A 17,437-nucleotide genomic window follows, 5' to 3' on the forward strand; every position below is an offset into this window, starting at 1 on the left:
CAGGTCGAAGTCAGATCCTGCGCGTTGACGCAGGTCGGTAACGATCGAGTTCATCATCGACGACCGCGCGCACGACATCGATGTCCATTTCGGCCTCTGGTGCAGTGCGCGCGATCTCGGCAGCAACTTTCGCCCAATGGGCGAATTCGCGGGCATCGCCATCGACCCGGGACCGAGCCGCGCGACGCTGCGCCTCATAGTAGGCGGTGCGCTTGTCGAGAAGAATGAGCACCTGTGCGTCTCGTCGCCAGCGGCGCCGGATTTCATTCCGCTTTTCGAGCCATCGTCGGGCGGCCTGCAGCACAGTCATATCCTCCGTCTCTTCGGGCAGTCGTGCCGGGACTTTCGGCAGGGATGGACGCCCGGATGGGAGAAGACCCGCATCGCGGGACTTCAGCTTTGCCGACAGCCCGATCCCGGCAGGGAGCCGCCATCCCTCTCGAAAGATCATCCTTTCTGGGCTAGTCTCAAGCCATGTGCAACGCTTACGAACAGCACGTGAAGTGGGTGGAATACTGCAAGATGATGCAGGCGCTCGAGCTTGGCATCCCGACGCAGCAGCGCGAGCTTGATCTTCCCGAAAGCGATGATGTCCGGATCAACGACATGGCGCCGGTCATGCGTGCTGCCGGCAACAGTATCGAGCTGGTCTCGATGAATTTCAGCTTTCCGCCTTCGGGGCCTAAGGGCGGACCGGTCTTCAATTTTCGGTCGGAAGGAAGAAGTTTCGCCAACAGCAACCGGTGTCTCATTCCGGCATCAGGATTTTTCGAATTTTCCGGAAAGAAATATCCAAAAAAGAAACATCGCTTCACGCTGGGCGGTCAACCGTTTCTGGCCATCGCCGGACTCTGGCGCGAGGGTCAGGGCAACCACCCCGCGTCGTTCACAATGCTCACGACCTCCCCAGGGCCTGACATCGCGCCCTATCACGATCGACAGGTTGTCGTGCTGCGACCAACGGATTGGTCCGCATGGATCAATCTAACCAAGCCCGAGACCGAGCTGCTCAAGCCTCTTCCGGCCGGCTCGCTGAACGAGGAGACGGTTCGGCAAGGAAGCGACTGAGGGTGGTCGAGATCACCGTCCCATTGCGGTCCCGCTTTGCGACGCCACGGGCTTGGCGTTGAAGGATTTCCCGCGCCTTGGGCGCCCATCCGTCGGCGATCAAGAGCCTTTTCGCACCTGCGATAAGTAAATTGTGCATTGCAATATCTGCGGCACTTGGTATGATCTTGTTGTCGGCCATCTACTCCTCCCAGATGCGATGCCGACGCTGAATGCGGTGCACCTCCTCCCGCGCCGCATTTCAAATCGAGCCCGCTGCCACCTCCTCCCGGCAGCGGGCTTTTTTCCTTGTGTGAGTGCAATTTCGGCCAGCGCCAAAGGTTGCCGCCTAGGCCAGGCGAATGCTCCGGACTTCCATGCCCTTCTTGCCGGGCCCGCATTCGACAAGTACCTTCTGTCCCTCCACCAGTACGCCGAGCCCTGATCGGGACAGCGTGCTGGCATGAACGAAGACGTCCTTCTCGCCGTCATCGGGCGCAATGAAGCCAAAGCCTTTTTCGGGGTTGTACCATTTGACCGTGCCCTGGCTCTCCGGCTGCGCATTCGCTCCGGCGATAGACTCTCCAGGGGGGCGCGTATCTGCCGGAAGTTTCGCTACCTGATCGCCGATCTCCAGCACTTGCGAGACCTGTTGACCTCGGGGGCTGTCTTCCATCGTGATCTTGAGCCGGGTTCCGTCGGACACGCCGCGGCTTCCGGCAGCCTCCAGCACCCGGGCGTGCAAATAGACCTCCGTGCCATCGGACAGTTTGACGAAGCCAAAGCCCTTGGTGGCGTTGAACCAGATCACTTCGGCGTCGACCGGATCCTTGGCAACGGGCGACGGCCGCTGAAAGTAGCTCGGTTCGGGATTTCGTTCCGAAAACGAAACCGGTTCATCGTCATACCGACGCCTGCGTGGCTCGCGTTGGTCTCTGTACTTGCCCATGATTGTCTCGCCTGCATGGAGAGCGCACTGCGCTTGCCCGAGGATAATCTCCATCAGGCGACACAATCGTGTCAAATGGGCGTGATGGCGCATGCTCGCTCTCGCGAGGACATCAATACGTTGGACCTGGACGAAGATATCTTCCTCGCGCGTCCACGAAGTTTCACCGTAAGGGTCCCCGCGCTTTGAAGGCGGCGGTCCTTGAGCCACACCGATGTCGCTCGGTCGAGGAGATCGTCAGGATGTCCTCTACCTCACGGTGGATCACGGGCAGGTCTTCAATGTCTTGAAGGGTGTTCGACACAATCGCCAACGCAGCCCCGGAAATCGCCATCGACACGTTCCGGAACGCGCAAGACGACTACCCCCGGCCTCGATGTCCAGCATCTTCCTCACTGCCAATGGCAGGCGAGCCTGCACTTCGAGAAGGATTCCCTTGGCCCGGACCGACGACCCGAGCGTGGCAGTAGGAGTAAGCCCCCACTGTTCTAACAGCTTCGTCGCTATATCCATTTTCCGGCGTCTAGGCATGGACCTTAAACAGGCCTCTCAAGCTGCCGGCTCAAGAATCGCGGGATCAGCCTTCGTGGGGCTCCGACGCCTCGACAGCTCCGTCTCGTGGAATCGTTTCTCAACTTCGGACATGAGGCGCATTGCCGCCGCTAGCCTTGGGCCGGAAGCGGATAGGCCACTTTCGATCCGACAATTGCCTTGGCGTTAATTGCCAAGGCGTTGCGTGAGTGGATCGCCACCGTTGGTTCGAAGACTGCCTATGTCAGCCTTAACCTGGTCGGCCAAATTTAAACGAAAGTCTCGGCGGCTTTACTGCGCGTTGAGCAAAATTACCCATGCGCACAGCTTGTGTACGGAAAAATTGTCAAACCGCTGGATAAATTACACAGTGTGTCTTCGGGGGAGTGCAAGGGTTGATGTTGTCAAAAGGTTCTGACTGGCAGCGGTGGGAGCCGCATATCCATGCGCCGGGTACTGTCCTGGAGGATCGCTACCCTGCAGACGGGTGGGAAGCCTACATCGCTGCGCTCGAGAATGCCGCACCGCCAATGCGGGCAATCGGCATTACCGACTATTGCGTCACCTCGTCGTACGAGCGCGTTAAAGCGGCGAAAGAGGCAGGCCGTCTAGAGCAGTGTGAGTTCCTGTTTCCCAATGTTGAACTCAGGCTGGAAATGGGAACCGTAAAAGGCCATTTCGTGAATATCCACCTTCTGGCAAACGCAGAAGACCCCAAGCACATCGAAGAGTTGAACAGATTTCTGCGGCAACTCAAGTTTTCCACCGCTGAGGACGAGTACTGCTGCTCGCCAGCAGATCTGATTCGGCTCGGGAAGCGCATGGATAGGTCACTTGCCACCGATGACAAGGCCGCGTTGCGTGTCGGCGTGACGCAGTTCAAGGTCTCTCGGAATGGACTTCAGGCTGCATTCAGAAGCATGGAATGGGCCCGTGACAACCTTATCGTCGCCGTGTCGGGAAATGCCGATGGAACCTCCGGCGTTAGGGATGGAGCGGACCGAGCGATTAGAGAAGAGATCGAAAAGATCTCGAATGTTATCTTTGCGAGCAGCACCAAACAGCGAGATTTCTGGCTTGGCCATAGTGCAACAGCGAGCCCCCAGGAGATCCTTGAAGGATACGGCGGCCTGAAACCTTGCCTATGGGGAAGCGATGCCCATGAACTTTCCTTCGTCGGGAAGCCGGCCGAAGACAGGCTTTGCTGGATCAAAGGGAAAGCGAGCTTCGATGGCCTTCGACAAGCTTGTATCGATCCCGACCGCGCCTACGTGGGGCCGACGCCGCCCAGCTGGTCGTCAGAGTCACAAACGATCGACAATATCAAGATCCATGGCGCACCTTGGGTGAGGACGCCTGACATCAGGCTCAACCCCGGTTTGGTGACCATCATAGGCGCCAGGGGGTCGGGAAAGACTGCCTTGGCCGACATCATCGCCGCCGGCTGCGATGCCTATTTCGAAGATGCGGACCGCCCATCCTTCCTGGAGCGGGCGCAAGAGCATCTATGGGGTTCCGAAGTTTCCGTGAAATGGCTAAGCGGGGAAACGTCAGACGCGAAGGATCTGGAGCGCCCGGGTGCGGACCGGGACACATTTCCACGCGTTCGCTATCTCTCCCAGCAATTTGTCGATCGGCTCTGCTCGCCGGACGGCATGCCTCAAATGATCCAGGAGATCGAGCGGGTCATTTTTGAAGCTCATAGGGATCGGGATGGAACGATCAACTTCCAAGAGCTGCTGGAGCTTCGTGCCCAAGGGCATCGGGAGGCTCGGTTACGTGAAGAAACCGCCATGAACAACATCTCCGAGCTGATCGCTGCGGAGCGGGAAAAAATTACGGCCGTAAGTGGCTTGAAAAAGCAAATCGCCGAGAAGGACGCGTTGATCAAGGGGTATGAGAAGGACCGAGGCATTCTGGTCCCCTCTACAACAAGCGCGATAGTTGCCCAACAGCTGCAGGATCTCCTAGCTGCTGCCGACAAAGTACGCGGATATCTCAGGTATTATGCCAAGCAGCAGGCCGGCCTCGAGAACCTCCAGAGCGACGTTTTGGACCAAAGGCTAAACCGCGGCCCGCAAACTCTTCGGGACCTGAAGGCTGCGCACGCCGCCAGCAAACTCGATGAGCCAGTTTGGGAGCGCTTCCTGCTCAACTTCACCGGGGATGTCGACGGGGCGATCAAAGCCAAGGCTGCGCTGTCCAACACCGAAGTCGCCTATTGGAAAGGCTCTGCGACACCCAGCCTGTTGGAAAACGGCAGTTATGTCGCAGACGGCGCGGACCGGACCAAGCTTTCGCTGGCGGTGTTGGAGGCAGAGATCGAGCGCCTGCAAAGCCTTGTCGCGGTCGACAAGCAGACTGCCGAGAAACTTGCCATCAATGCCAAGCGCATAACGGAAGAGACAGCGAAACTCGCCGTCCTCAAAGAAAAGCTGTCCGATTGCGAAGGCGCTGCGGTCCGCCGGGCGGAGCTGAACGAGGATCGTAAGGGCGGCTACAAACGGGTGTTCACGGCCATTTTAGCCGAAGAGACGGTCCTGAAGGATCTCTATGCTCCGTTGATGCTGAGGCTGGCCACGCAGGGTGGAACGTTGGCAAAATTGTCGTTCACCGTGTCGCGTGTTGCTGACGTCAAAGCCTGGGCCGACAAGGCGGAGAAGGAACTCTTCGATCTCCGCACCGGTCCATTCCGGGGAACAGGCAAACTCCTGAAATATGCAAACGAAGAGCTCAAAAAGGCGTGGGAAACTGGCGACGTCGATGCAATTGCAGCGGCGATGGAAGGGTTTCGTGAAAAGCATCAGGAGGAGTTGCTTGAACCCGCACCCGATCGAGCCAAGGACGCAGATGGCTTCCGAAAGTGGTTAAAACGCTTCGCGCAATGGCTTTACAGCTCCGACCACATTTCGATTGAATATGGCATCAAATACGATGGTACGGACATCAAGAAGCTTTCGCCGGGCACACGAGGCATTGTCCTGATCCTGCTTTACTTGGCTCTCGACGACGCCGATGACAAACCCTTGGTCATCGACCAGCCCGAAGAGAACCTGGACCCCAAATCGATCTATGACGAATTGGTGCCTCTCTTCCGGGCTGCGAAACGGAAGCGTCAAGTGATCATGGTGACCCACAATGCCAATTTGGTCATCAACACGGATGCAGACCAGGTGATCATTGCGAACGTTTCTGAGATGACGGGTGACGGCCTGCCAGGGATCACATACCGGTCCGGTGGGCTTGATGAAGCAGATATCCGTCAAAGTGTCTGCGAGATTCTAGAGGGCGGAGAGGCAGCGTTCCGCGATCGCGCTCGTCGGCTCCATATTAAGTTTTAGGGGGACTGGGGTAGTTATGAGCGTTATCAACTTTGACGCAGCAAATAGGATTTCGCCTCGCTCAGACGAGCTATCGCAGGCAACGCGCTACCAAGGCTCTGTTACTTGCTGTTTAACTCACATCAAATCTGCGTGCCCTCGCAATAACGCAGGCGCGTTATTCGGGATGAAATAATGGCGGAAGTGAATGAGGAACCGGCGGTCGCAGCGGACGGTTCCGACGGGCAGGATGCAGGCTCTGGCGCCCATTCGCTAGCTGGCTACGACTATCAGGTCGACGTCTCCATCTGGCTTGCCCTCGACCTGATGCTCGGTTCCGGTCTGACTCAGATGGTCGAGCTTGAGCCCGGTACCGAAGAAGATCTCGAAGCACAACTGGCCGACCACGAGCCGGGGCGCGTGGCGACCCGCGTCGGTCTGGATGGCTACACACTCGTCGTGCAAGCGAAGCTGCGCGGCGGCGACGCGTGGACCGTCGACGGCATCAACCGTCTGCTGAAGCATGGAAGTGCGACACGGCTGTCCGCCGCGCGGCGGCTGGCCACCTCGACTGTCCGATACCTTCTCGTCACAAGTGCAGCGCTGAACGGAGGTACAAGAGGTCTGAGAGTCAAAAGCGCCGGAAGCTGGCCGAAGAGGAGCGGAATGCCTGCTACGACAGCGAAAGCGCTCCCGGCCGGCGCCTCGGGACGCGTCGCCATCATCGGCAACCTGGATGAAGGCCGGCTCGTCGAGGAAATTAAACGGCTTCTGATCGAACGATTTGGCATCCCAAACGCGCGCTGGGTCGAGTGTCTTCGCGCGCTCCGCGAAGAGGCGCGTCTCCGCGTCCGGCGGGTCGGCGAAGGGCGATGGCGTCGGGAAGAGCTCTCGCATATTATCCGGAGCCACGACGGTTATCTCGCGAGCTCCCCGCAACTCGACGATTATGTGCATCCCCGAAACTGGCAGGAACTGCGCGACGCCATGGGAGCGCCCAAATACGCCGCCATCATCGTCGGGCAATCGGGAACAGGAAAGACGCTCGCGACGAGCAAACTCTACGAAGAGCTTCGCCGCGAAAACCCGGGGTTGACGCGCGTTCCAATCCGCCGGGGCCCGCAGCAGCTGCGCGATGACCGGACGCCTCCGCCGGTTCTTTACGACATCGAGGACCCTTGGGGCCGCTACGACTTCGATCCCGCAAGCCGCCCTTGGAACGACGAACTCGCTCAATGGCTGGGACGGGCGCGCGCCGACAGCATGATCATCGCCACGAGCCGGCGGGACGTCGCCTTGTCGTCCGGCGCGCTGAAATCGGTCGAGCGGTGGGTCGTCCCGCTTGAAGCGGAACACTACGGCAAGCCTGAGCGGCAGCGGCTCTATCGCACAAGGATCGACACCCTACCGCGTGACGTGCGCCTGCTGGCGGCCGACGCCGAGCGGCAGGTGCTCGACAACTTGGCGACCCCGCTTGAAATCGAGAAATTCTTCGACGCGCTGCGCACCATGGGGCGCCCGAAACGAAACCGGGAGCATCCTTTCATAAGCGATGCGATCGCCAAAGCACATGAGCAGTCGATCGAATTGACTGTCATCCAGCAGATCGAGGAACGGGACGATGTCCGCGCCGCCGGCGTCATCTGGGGGTTCCTGAAGGCAAACGATCGCCTGTCGCTCCGGGTGCTTCGCAGCCTGGAGCTGGAACTCGCCGAACGCCTCCCCGCCTTTGAAAAAGGCGTCATGCCGTTGGTGGATTTCTTCGTCGCTGCACGCAATCTGCGTTCAGGCGCTGGGGATGTGACCTATTATCACCCCCGCGTCGAAGCCGGTGTGGAGGGCGCGCTCAAGCGCCATGCGGTTCCAGTATGCCTCGCGCTGCGCACGCTCCTCGACGTGCTGACGGATCCCGATGGACCGGCAGAAGATTGGGGCGCCGGGGTCGCAGCGCGCATCGTCGCAGCCGCCAAACACATTCCGGAGCTGACGCTCGTTCCGCGGCCGAAGACGGCGGCCAGGGTCGACGGATGGCTGTCCGATCGCCTGGCCGACCCGTCCAGCAAATTGAGCGAGCATTTGAGCCTTGCGGCTGCGGCCGGATCGCCTACGTCCAGCGTCGCCGAGTTCGCTCGCTACCTCCTGCACCGACCCGACCGAAGCTTTGGCGGGTTTCGTATGTGGGGACGTCCGGGCCATCCCGATGCCTGGTATGACCGCCTACGCTCAGATCCGGCGATATCCGCGATCGCCGGGCGTTTCGTCAGGGAGATGCTGCCGAACGATCGCGATCATTACAGCGAGTCTCTCGTCGACGATCTCGATCGCCTGGCGCCGGACCTAACCCCGGCCTATCTCGAAGCGGCAGCCGTGATTGTCCGCCATGGGGTCACGCATTCGTCCGACGTCGTCGCTGCCGGCGCCTTGCGCGACCTGGACGGCTTCGAGCCTATCGTCGACGCTGCGGTCAAGGAACTCACGCCGACGAGCCACGAGCAAGCGAAGGCGCGCGAGACCCACCTCGCCATCATCAATGAAGTCTACAACGGCGATTATGCTGAACATCTCGCAGACAATGACGATGGCTATACAGCGGGGGAATTCCTGCGAGCCTATGCAGATCGCGTCCGTGAGGCGAAGAGCTGGAGAAGCCTAGCGCAGCACCGGCACGCCGCGCCGCTTCTCTCCTACTGGATGCGATCTCTCATGAGCGGGGCGAAGACTGAGCGGCCGTCGGACGATGAACTAGCTGGCGCGTTCGCCGCCGGCTTCGATGGCGAAGAGGAAGACGCCCTATGGTTTGTCCTCATGCAACATTGGGACGAGCAATACCGGGAGCGCCTCCTTTTCCGCATCAGTCAGGGATCGCCGCTGAGCGCTGTACGGCACGCCGCCCTGGCGTGCCTCATTGAACAAGTGCCCGATGCTCTGGCGCCTATTGCTGATGAGCTTCGTCAGGCCGGTAAGGACGAAAGGCTTGTCGAACTCATCGTCGACCTCGCTCATCTTCAGGACCGGCGGATCGGAGACGGCGACAAGCATGAAGCCGCCGCCATCGCCGCACTGAATCATCTCGACTCGACCCTTCAGGAGCTTTGCGAGGCCGCCCGCAAGGGTGGGGAGGACAAACCGCAGCCTCTCTCTCCGGCGGCCATCGCCCTGCTGGCTAGGCCGGCACGATCGAGCCCGAGCGTCTGTGGCTTGCGCATTCGTCGGCACCTCGACCTTTCAGCCTCCGCGCGCGCTGACATAGAGTGGACGCTCGCCCACAGCGACGACGACGATGCTTGCGTCGAAGCCGTTGACGCGGCCATCGTGCTGGGCATGGAGGATGTCATCTCGGGGGCGCTCAACCATAGGTTCTCCCATGTCGTGGCGAAGGTGCTTGCAGCAGTCGGAGAGAGCGTTTCGGCGCCCCTGTCGGCGGACTTGCTCGCCTTGGCGGACGCTGAGGGGAGCCCGGTGCGAAAGGCCTTGGTTCGCCTGCTGGTCGCCAAGCCTCATCGGGACCATCTTCCAGTGTTGCTGCGCCTCGCGCGGGATCAATGGTCTTCGTCGTCGCGCTACTATGGCGAGGACGATAATTTCCCGATCGCGCGGGCGGCAGTCGATGCGATCGCCGGTCTGGCGCCTCTTGATTCGGCCATTTTTGAGCAGTTGCAGGAGATCGCGTTCGAGACCTCCGACTGGCAGGTCAGTGCCGACTTATTCAGGATCATCGCCGCGCAAGGGGGGCGCGCGCTCCAAGAGCGGTTGTTCGAGCTTGCCGTCGCGCCGGGTCGCATTCGCATCAGGCGCGCGGCGGCCCACGCATTGTTGGCGGAAGCAGAGACTCTGGACTCCGCCGTGGTAGGCAAAATCACGACAGACCTCCTGGCGACCCGCGCGCCGTCGGTCGCCGCCATGCTGACCCTCCTCGCGGCGCGTCGAGCGTCTCTTGACGAACGTCTAGAGCTCGTGCGTGGAATATCGGCGAACCCCAAACGGCGAGCTCTTATTCTCCTGATGCTCTGGCCCGCGGTGGACCCATGCGAGTCCTCCAAGTCGACGATCGAGCAGGTCCTTCCCGACAACCACCCCTCGCTTGCATGGGTAAATGCCGGTCCAACCGAGAGCGCCGAGGATGCCTTGATCGCCGACCTGGGCGATCCTGTCATATGCCGGGAGGTCCTGGGTTGGTTGAACCCCAAGGGTGCGAAGTCATGAGCAAGCCTTTCGACCTCCTGCGCGAGCTTTCCCGATTCGGCGAAGGCACGGACATCAACCTGAATGATGCGGCGATACGCCCTGCCTTTGGGCTTCACGTTGAGCAAGCGATCGATCGCGCCCTGAAAGACCCCATCCTTCTTCAGGGGCAGCGCGCCGAAGCAATGTTCGAGGCACTAGTCGTGAGCTTGGGCGAGGTCCAGCTCATCAAGCCGGAGGACGGCGGGCGGGTGTTTGCGTCCGAAAAGATGCAGCCCCCCGATTTCAGGGTCGTCTTACAGGACGGGACGAATTGGCTGGTCGAAGTGAAGAACGTCTATAAGCGCAACGCCTTTCGTCAGCGTCGCCGTCTCCTGACGCGCGACTACCGCAAGTCTCTCGACCGCTACGCTGCGGCGACGGGAGGAACGCTCAAGCTGGCGATATTCTGGGCTCGCTGGTCCATATGGACGCTCGTCGATCCCGAGAAGCTCGCTCCGGGCGGCGGCGATCTGACCCTCGATATGATGGAAGCCCTCAAGGTGAGCGAGCTGGCATCGCTCGGCGATGAATCACTTGGCATGCGAGCGCCGCTTCTTCTCCGCCTGACGATGGATTCCGAGCGGACAAGCCCGATCGCACCGGATGGCACCGTGCACTTGACCATCGGTCAGGCGCAGATGTTCAGCGGCGCATTCGAGGTGTCGGACCGGTCGGACCAGCAGATCGCATGGACCGTGATGCAATATAGCGACTGGGAGACCGAGGAGCCGAGAGCAGTGGTCGACGGCGACCGGCTGATTGCGCTCGAGTTCGACTGTGCTCCCCCCGAACTGAGCCATCAAGGGTTCGAAACCGCAGGGTTCCTCAGCCGCATGTTCGCCCGCTATTATGCGGACCGCACGATCGAAAATGGTGAGGTTGTCCGCATCGCGGCACCGGCGCAGCCGGAATGGTTCGGGGCGCTGCGTCAGAAAGACGGCGACGGCCGTATGCCGCTGTGGCGCTTCACGCTGGAGCCGAATTATGAAGGCCAGCTGATCCGAGGGTAGGCGATGTCCGCTTTTGGAGGCCCACGCAGCTCTGACGTCGACATGGTGCGCAAAGCGGCCATCCCGACGCTCGGCCCGCCGAATTCGTATTTGGATCATCGCGTGAATTCGGCGAAGGGTGAGCCTAATTCCGCCAACGTCCTATCTGAAATCCCGCGTCTTCACCTTGATGCGGTCGATGTGCTCGTATGGATCCACTACATTGCGGCCCTTCGGCAGGCTGCGAGGATCGATACCCGGCGCGCCGTGATAGGCTTCGTCACCGCGACCGTGTGGCAGGGGAAACGGAGTGTCGCGATTTCCCACGCTCGCCAGCTCGGCCGACAGATCGGTCAGCTCGTGGGCGACGAGATGCACCACCTCTCCTTCCCGCTGGATGCGGCCGCGAACGCCGAGCATGGCCGACGAAAGAAGCACGCGCCGGAATTTCTCGAACACCTTGACCCAGACGACGACGTTTGCCGCGCCGGTGTCATCCTCCATGGTGAGGAACATGACGCCCTTAGCCGAGCCTGGCCGTTGCCGGACCAGCACCAGGCCGGCAGCCTCGAGCCATCGTTTGTCACGCGCCTGCATCGCTTCCTGACAGGTCACGATGTGGCGGCGGCGGAGATCGGCACGCAGGAATGAGATCGGATGGCTGCGCAAGGTCAGGCCGACATGGCCGTAATCCTCGACGACTTCGCGCCCGGCCGTCATCGGCCTGAGCGCAATGGCAGGCTCATGGATCTCCGGTACGGTTTTCTGTTCACGGAAAGTGGCGGCCGCAAACAGCGGCAACGGCTCGTCTCGCAGCGCCTTGATAGCCCAGAGCGCATCGCGGCGGGCAAGGTTGAGATCCGGCAGAAAGGCGTCGGCTTCGGCGAGCTGGACAAGCGCCGCTGCCGGCACGCCGGCGCGGCGCCAGAGATCGTCGACGGAGAGGAAGGGCTCATCGGTTCGCGCAGCAACGATCGCGGCCGCGTCGTCATTGGCGAGACCCTTCACCATGCGCAGGCCGAGCCGGACGGCAAAGCGATCCTCGACATCGGTCGGCTCAAGCGTGCAGTCCCAGCGGCTGGCATTGACGCAGACCGGGCGGACCTCCACGCCATGATCGCGCGCGTCTCGCACGATCTGGGCCGGCAGATAAAAGCCCATCGGCTGCGAGTTCAGCAGCGCCGCACAGAAGACATCCGGATGCCAGCATTTCATCCAGGACGAGGCGTAGGCGATCAACGCAAAACTGGCGGCGTGGCTTTCGGGGAAGCCATAGCTGCCAAAACCTTCCAATTGCGAAAACGTCTTTTCGGCAAACTCCGGCGTATAGCCGTTGGCGATCATGCCGTTGACCAGCTTGTCGCGGAATTTGGAGACGCCACCAGTGTGCTTGAAGGTGGCCATGGCGCGACGCAGTTGGTCGGCTTCGCCGGCTGAAAAGCCGGCGCAGACCATGGAGACCTGCATTGCCTGCTCTTGAAACAGCGGCACGCCGAGCGTCTTGCCGAGCACGCGCTCGAGCTCCGGCGTCGGAAACGTCACCGCTTCCTTGCCGTCACGCCGGCGAAGATAGGGATGGACCATGTCACCCTGGATCGGCCCCGGACGGACGATCGCCACCTCGATGACCAGGTCGTAGAAGGTGCGGGGCTTCATGCGCGGCAGCATCGACATCTGTGCACGGGATTCGATCTGGAAGGTGCCGAGCGTGTCAGCCTTCCTGATCATCGCATAGGTGCGCGGATCCTCGGGCGGGATGGTGGCCAGGTCGAGTGTGACACCCTTGTGCTCGGACAGGAGATCGAAGGAACGCTTCATCGCCGTCAGCATTCCGAGCGCCAGCACGTCGACCTTCATGAACTTTAGAGCGTCGATATCGTCCTTGTCCCATTCCACGACCTGGCGATCCTTCATCGCCGCCGGCTCTATCGGCACGAGATTGTCGAGCCGATCATGCGTCAGGACGAAGCCACCCGGGTGCTGCGAGAGATGGCGTGGGGTGCCGGTGAGTTGGGCCGCAAGCTCGAGGGTCAGGCGTAGCCGCCGATCGCCGAGATTGAGGTTGAGCTCTCTGGCACGCTGCTCGTCGACCGCTTCGCCATGACCCCAGACCTGCGACGACAGGAGTTTCGTCATGTCCTCGGGCAGGCCAAGCGCCTTGCCGACATCGCGGACCGCGCCCTTGGTGCGATAACGAATGACGGTCGAACACAGTGCTGCGTGGTCGCGCCCGTAGGTTTCATAGACCCACTGCATCACGATCTCGCGCCGCTCGTGCTCGAAGTCGATATCGATGTCAGGCGGCTCCCGCCGCTCCTGGCTGACGAACCTTTCGAACAAAAGATTGTTGCGTTCGGGATCGATGGAGGTGATGCCGAGCACATAGCAAACGGCCGAATTGGCGGCCGAGCCACGGCCCTGGCAGAGGATGTCCTGGCTGCGGGCGAAACGGACAATCGAGTTCACCGTCAGGAAGTACGGCGCGTATTCCAGCGTCTCGATCAGCCGCAGTTCGTGTTTCAGAATGCCAAGGACCTTGTCGGGCAAACCCTCGGGGTAGCGTTGGGCTGCACCTTCCCAGGTCAGCTTTTCCAGTGCCTGCTGGGCGGTGAGACCCGGCATCGTCTTTTCCTGAGGGTATTGGTAGGCGAGCTCGTCCATTGAGAAACGGCAGCGGTCGGCGATTTCGATCGTGCGCGCCAGGGCCTCAGGATAACGGCTGAAGAGCCGCGCCATCTCGTCCGCCGATTTGAGGTAGCGGTCGGCATGACGTTCGCGCCGGAAGCCGGCGTCGTCGATGGTGACGTTATGACGGATGCAGGTGACAACATCCTGCATCATGCGGCGGGCCGGCTCATGGAACAGCACGTCATTGGTGACGACGGTGGGCACGCGCATCGCGGCCGCCAGGTTCGCCAGCTCGTAAAGCCGGAGCTGGTCGTTCGGGCGTCTGCGCAAACTGAGCGCAAGATAGGCGCGATCGCCGAAAGCCTCGCGCAGGCGTCGTAGACGCAAGCCGCAGACATCATCGGCCTGATCCGGCACCAGGACCGCGATAAGCCCCTCGCCATAGGCGACGACATCATCCCATTCGAGATGGCATTTGGCTTTGCCGGCCCTGCCTTTGCCGAGTGAAAGCAGACGGCAGAGACGCGAATAGGCCAGCCGATCGGTCGGATAGACCAGCATCGACATGCCGTCGGCGAAATCGAGGCGACAGCCGACGATCAGCCGGACGCCTGTCGCCTTCGCCGCCTCATGGGCGCGCACGATGCCGGCAAGCGAATTGCGATCGACGACAGCCAGCGCCTCGATGCCAAGGAGCGCCGCTTGAGCGAATAGCTCTTCGCAGGAGCTCACCCCTCGCAGGAAGCTGAAATGCGAGGTGACCTGCAATTCGGCATAGCGGGTTGCGCCAGTCATCCGAAGATCCCGTGCATGAACCATTTGTGCGATCCGGTCGCGGCATCCTCGCCGTCGCCAGCGCGGTAGACCCAATAGCGCTCGCCGTTCTCGTCCTCGACCTGGAAATAATCCCTCACCGCAGCGAGCTCAGCGTCACGTTTCCACCATTCCCCGAACACACGCTCCGGCCCATCCGCCCGCTTCACGCGCCGGCGAACGCCGCGCCAGGTGAAGGTCACCGGCGGATGATCGGGGAGAAGCGCCACCGTCTCGATCGGCTCGGGTCGCGACAGCAGCCGCGACGGGCGCGGCCAATGGCCGGGCCACCCCACGCCGGTGTCGGGGGACATCGGCGCGATACGTTGAACCGACCGCTCGGGAACGTCGCTCTGCACTGGTGCGAAGCGATAGAGCCTGTCCTCACCAACACGGTTGGCTAGGATGTCGATCACATCCGACACATCGGGTTCCAGCGCCTCGGCCAGCGAAGAGATCGTCTGCTTCGCGCGTAGCGGCTCGGCAGCAAACGCGGCAAGCCGCATCTGCTCGATGCCGAACCCCGGATCGATCGTTTCTATTTTGTCGGTGAGAAGCCGGGTCAGGCGCTTTGTGTCGCGAACCGGCATTGCTGTGCCGACACGGATCGCCTCGATGCGATTATCGACTCGGAAGAAAAGAAGATCGAGCCGGCGCACGCCAAGTCCTCGTGTCTCGAGCTCAGCGCAGAGCTCGGCAACCAGTTTGCCCGTGTAGCGCGCGATTGTTTCTGCCGCGCCGATCGGCTCGGCAAAATTGCGGCGCACCTCGACGATCTCCTCCGGCCGGATCGGCTCGATCGGTTCGCTCACCCGTCCGAAGGCCTGGTCGAGGCGCCGGCCGGGTTCGGGTCCGAAACGTAGAGCGAGCGACGCGCGCGGCGTACCGGCAAGATCCGCGATTGTCTCGAAACCGAGCCGTCTCAAACTATCGATCGTAGCGGCGGGAAGGCGAAGGGCTGCGATCGGCAAAGGCAGGATCGACTGGGCAATTTCGCCGGACGATACCCCAAGGGTCTGCCGTCCACCGAAGCGGGCCAGTGCGTGGGCCGCACCCCAGCTGTCGGCGACCGCGGCGCGCGCGGCAAAGCCGGAGCCGCCGAGCCGCTCCACCATCTCGGCCAGCATCGCCGCCTCGCCGCCATGCAGATGATCGGCGCCGGTCGTATCGATCACGAGGCCATCGGGCGGATCGGCGGCGGCGATCGGCGCATAGCGGCGCAGTGCCCACAGCCCGAGCCGCTCAAGCGCCATGGCGTCGGCATCGGTCTCGGCCTCATGGACGATCAGGCCTGGAACAAGGGCCTGCGCCTTGCTCGCCGGCATGCCGATGCGCAGGCCGACTGCGTGCGCTGCCGCATCAGCGGCAAGCACAACACGGCGGCGGCCATCGCGGCCGATCAGGATGAGCGGCGTCTCAGGCGGAAGCGCGGCGTCGCCCAATTTCCTTCTGAAGCGATCTGTCGGCCACCTCGGAAGGAAGACCGATACGACCCTTGGCATCGCATGCCTCCACTATAAAATCTGCACTCTCTCCGGCCCGGCATCGGATCAGCTCAACGTGCCAGCGCGCCCGTCCAATCCCCTGAACGGGCAAGGGCGTCGACGGCAGGACCGACACCCGCCAGCGGGTTTCGGCGGCTGTCGGCTGGCCAAAATCCGTTGCCTCCGTCTGGCGGCGCCAGCGGCGAATGGCGATGCCGACGGCGCCGGAGCTTTCGGCGGCAAGCTGAAGCCGCCGCGAGGCCGTCATGGAAAGCCTAGCAATCTCGGCGACGACAGCACCAAATCCACCACGAAGACCTTCTTCGAAGCAGGCGAGAACCGACTTTTCGTCACCGGCCTCGACATAGATCACCCTTCCCGGAGGCAGGCCGGCCTGTTCGATCGCCGGCGCAAACAGGTCGGGCCGGGTAACGCACCACAGCACCTTCCCAGCCGTACGTGCGGCAATCCCTGCTGCGAACAGTGCGGCCGCGCCATCGACAGCACCATTTCCGCCGCCCGCGACTTCGTGCAGACCGCCCAAAGCTAATCCCCCTCCCGGAAGGACCCTGTCGATCGCGGCGACCCCGAACGGCAAAACCGTGCGGGCGCGCGCGTTTCCGCCTTCGAGGCGCGCGATGCGGTCTCGAAGCTCGGAAATGGCAGCAGGGGGCGCCGATACACTCATCTGACCCTTGAAACGCAGAAAGCCTATGATATGTTCTACGTTTGTTCTCGTCGTGGCTAAGAGTCAATCGGGATGATGTCGTGCCCCTGGGGAAGGCCAAAGGCGTCGATGCTCCCGAACAGCAATGGAGGCAGATGATGACCATCACCATCCGCGTCGAAGGAGCGCAGCCGGAAGAGATCGTGCGAGGCCTGCTCGCCGCCCAGGAAGTGTTCGACAAAGCCGGCGTCACGCCCGACCAGGCCGCGACGGCACGCTTTGTGGTCGAAGGTTGGGATATTCGCGGCTTCGCCGGCAAGGTACCCGAGGAGGAACTCGCGATCTGCACCGTCTGGGATGAGGCCGACCAAGCGGCGGTGCAAGCTTGCTGTGCGGGCTGGCCTACCCACAAAGTGCCACGTTCGGCCGAACTCGAGCTCGTTCGGGAACCACAACGTTTCAGCTTCACCTCGGAGGAGGAGCGCAGTGAATGGCTGTTTCAGACCGCCTACTCCGGCATACTCGAGGAATTATGCGAGGAAGGCTATTTCGATGATGGCCGCCCGGAAGACGAGGTCGCCTTCCTGCTCGACGATTGGGATTTCGAACACCTCACCGACGAACAGCGGCGGCTATACGATGAGCGTATCTATCCGCTGATGCGCATCTGGTTCTTCGAGCGCGAGCGTTTCGAAGAAGAATATAACCGCCTGAGAAATGAGCGGTCGCATGAACTTCCGGATAACCGTCAACTCAACCTTTTCGCAGCCTAGGACACGAGAACA

At 61.6% G+C, this 17,437-nt stretch carries 10 protein-coding genes; 5 read left to right on the forward strand and 5 right to left on the reverse strand.

The features are described 5' to 3' along the window. Positions 1–10: 10 nt before the first annotated feature. A complete protein-coding gene (locus EOD29_RS23765; protein ID WP_245475391.1) occupies positions 11–304 on the reverse strand; it encodes a hypothetical protein in 294 nt (97 codons plus the stop codon). A gap of 170 nt (positions 305–474) precedes the next feature. Between EOD29_RS23765 and EOD29_RS23770 the strand changes: the two genes are divergently transcribed. Then, positions 475–1,068: an SOS response-associated peptidase gene (locus tag EOD29_RS23770; RefSeq protein ID WP_127248059.1), complete on the forward strand. Its 594-nt coding sequence runs from the start codon at positions 475–477 to the stop codon at positions 1,066–1,068. A 328-nt stretch (positions 1,069–1,396) separates the two neighbouring features. Here the strand turns inward: EOD29_RS23770 and EOD29_RS37895 are convergent, their stop codons facing one another. After that, entirely contained in the window at positions 1,397–1,996 is a 600-nt protein-coding gene (locus EOD29_RS37895; RefSeq protein WP_127248060.1) for a cold-shock protein, read from the reverse strand. 929 nt (positions 1,997–2,925) lie between these two features. On the opposite strand from EOD29_RS37895, the gene EOD29_RS23780 reads away from it, so the two are divergent. From EOD29_RS23780 to EOD29_RS23790, 3 genes are all read left to right on the forward strand, one after another. Then, complete coding sequence (locus EOD29_RS23780) at positions 2,926–5,868, forward strand: TrlF family AAA-like ATPase (RefSeq protein WP_127248162.1); 2,943 nt, start codon at positions 2,926–2,928, stop codon at positions 5,866–5,868. 174 nt (positions 5,869–6,042) lie between these two features. Further along, positions 6,043–10,050: a hypothetical protein gene (locus EOD29_RS23785; protein ID WP_127248061.1), complete on the forward strand. Its 4,008-nt coding sequence runs from the start codon at positions 6,043–6,045 to the stop codon at positions 10,048–10,050. Further along, complete coding sequence (locus EOD29_RS23790) at positions 10,047–11,081, forward strand: hypothetical protein (RefSeq protein WP_127248062.1); 1,035 nt, start codon at positions 10,047–10,049, stop codon at positions 11,079–11,081. The genes EOD29_RS23785 and EOD29_RS23790 overlap by 4 nt, the downstream gene beginning before the upstream one ends. Positions 11,082–11,222: 141 nt before the next feature. Here the strand turns inward: EOD29_RS23790 and EOD29_RS23795 are convergent, their stop codons facing one another. Genes EOD29_RS23795 through EOD29_RS23805 form a run of 3 tightly spaced genes read right to left on the reverse strand, consistent with a single transcriptional unit; the run spans position 11,223 to position 16,673 of the window. After that, entirely contained in the window at positions 11,223–14,483 is a 3,261-nt protein-coding gene (locus EOD29_RS23795) for an error-prone DNA polymerase (RefSeq protein ID WP_127248063.1), read from the reverse strand. Continuing rightward, positions 14,480–16,003 carry a DNA polymerase Y family protein gene (locus EOD29_RS23800; RefSeq protein ID WP_127248064.1) on the reverse strand — a complete coding sequence of 508 codons (1,524 nt, stop codon included), beginning with the start codon at positions 16,001–16,003 and terminating at the stop codon, positions 14,480–14,482. The genes EOD29_RS23795 and EOD29_RS23800 overlap by 4 nt, the downstream gene beginning before the upstream one ends. Further along, positions 15,918–16,673, reverse strand: coding sequence for a damage-inducible protein (locus EOD29_RS23805; protein WP_127248065.1), 756 nt, complete (start codon positions 16,671–16,673; stop codon positions 15,918–15,920). The genes EOD29_RS23800 and EOD29_RS23805 overlap by 86 nt, the downstream gene beginning before the upstream one ends. Positions 16,674–16,810: 137 nt before the next feature. On the opposite strand from EOD29_RS23805, the gene EOD29_RS23810 reads away from it, so the two are divergent. Then, positions 16,811–17,425, forward strand: a complete 615-nt coding sequence (locus EOD29_RS23810; protein ID WP_127248066.1) for a hypothetical protein — start codon at positions 16,811–16,813, stop codon at positions 17,423–17,425. Positions 17,426–17,437 lie beyond the last annotated feature (12 nt).

Source organism: Mesorhizobium sp. M1A.T.Ca.IN.004.03.1.1, from assembly GCF_003997555.1.
Classification (GTDB): Bacteria; Pseudomonadota; Alphaproteobacteria; order Rhizobiales; family Rhizobiaceae; genus Mesorhizobium.

Bases quoted from the DNA above. Each gene is read 5' to 3' on its own strand.
- EOD29_RS23770 (WP_127248059.1), top strand. From the start codon at position 475: ATGTGCAACGCTTACGAACAGCACGTGAAGTGGGTGGAATACTGCAAG.
- EOD29_RS37895 (WP_127248060.1), bottom strand. From the start codon at position 1,996: ATGGGCAAGTACAGAGACCAACGCGAGCCACGCAGGCGTCGGTATGAC.
- EOD29_RS23780 (WP_127248162.1), top strand. From the start codon at position 2,926: ATGTTGTCAAAAGGTTCTGACTGGCAGCGGTGGGAGCCGCATATCCAT.
- EOD29_RS23785 (WP_127248061.1), top strand. From the start codon at position 6,043: ATGGCGGAAGTGAATGAGGAACCGGCGGTCGCAGCGGACGGTTCCGAC.
- EOD29_RS23790 (WP_127248062.1), top strand. From the start codon at position 10,047: ATGAGCAAGCCTTTCGACCTCCTGCGCGAGCTTTCCCGATTCGGCGAA.
- EOD29_RS23795 (WP_127248063.1), bottom strand. From the start codon at position 14,483: ATGACTGGCGCAACCCGCTATGCCGAATTGCAGGTCACCTCGCATTTC.
- EOD29_RS23800 (WP_127248064.1), bottom strand. From the start codon at position 16,003: ATGCCAAGGGTCGTATCGGTCTTCCTTCCGAGGTGGCCGACAGATCGC.
- EOD29_RS23805 (WP_127248065.1), bottom strand. From the start codon at position 16,673: ATGAGTGTATCGGCGCCCCCTGCTGCCATTTCCGAGCTTCGAGACCGC.
- EOD29_RS23810 (WP_127248066.1), top strand. From the start codon at position 16,811: ATGACCATCACCATCCGCGTCGAAGGAGCGCAGCCGGAAGAGATCGTG.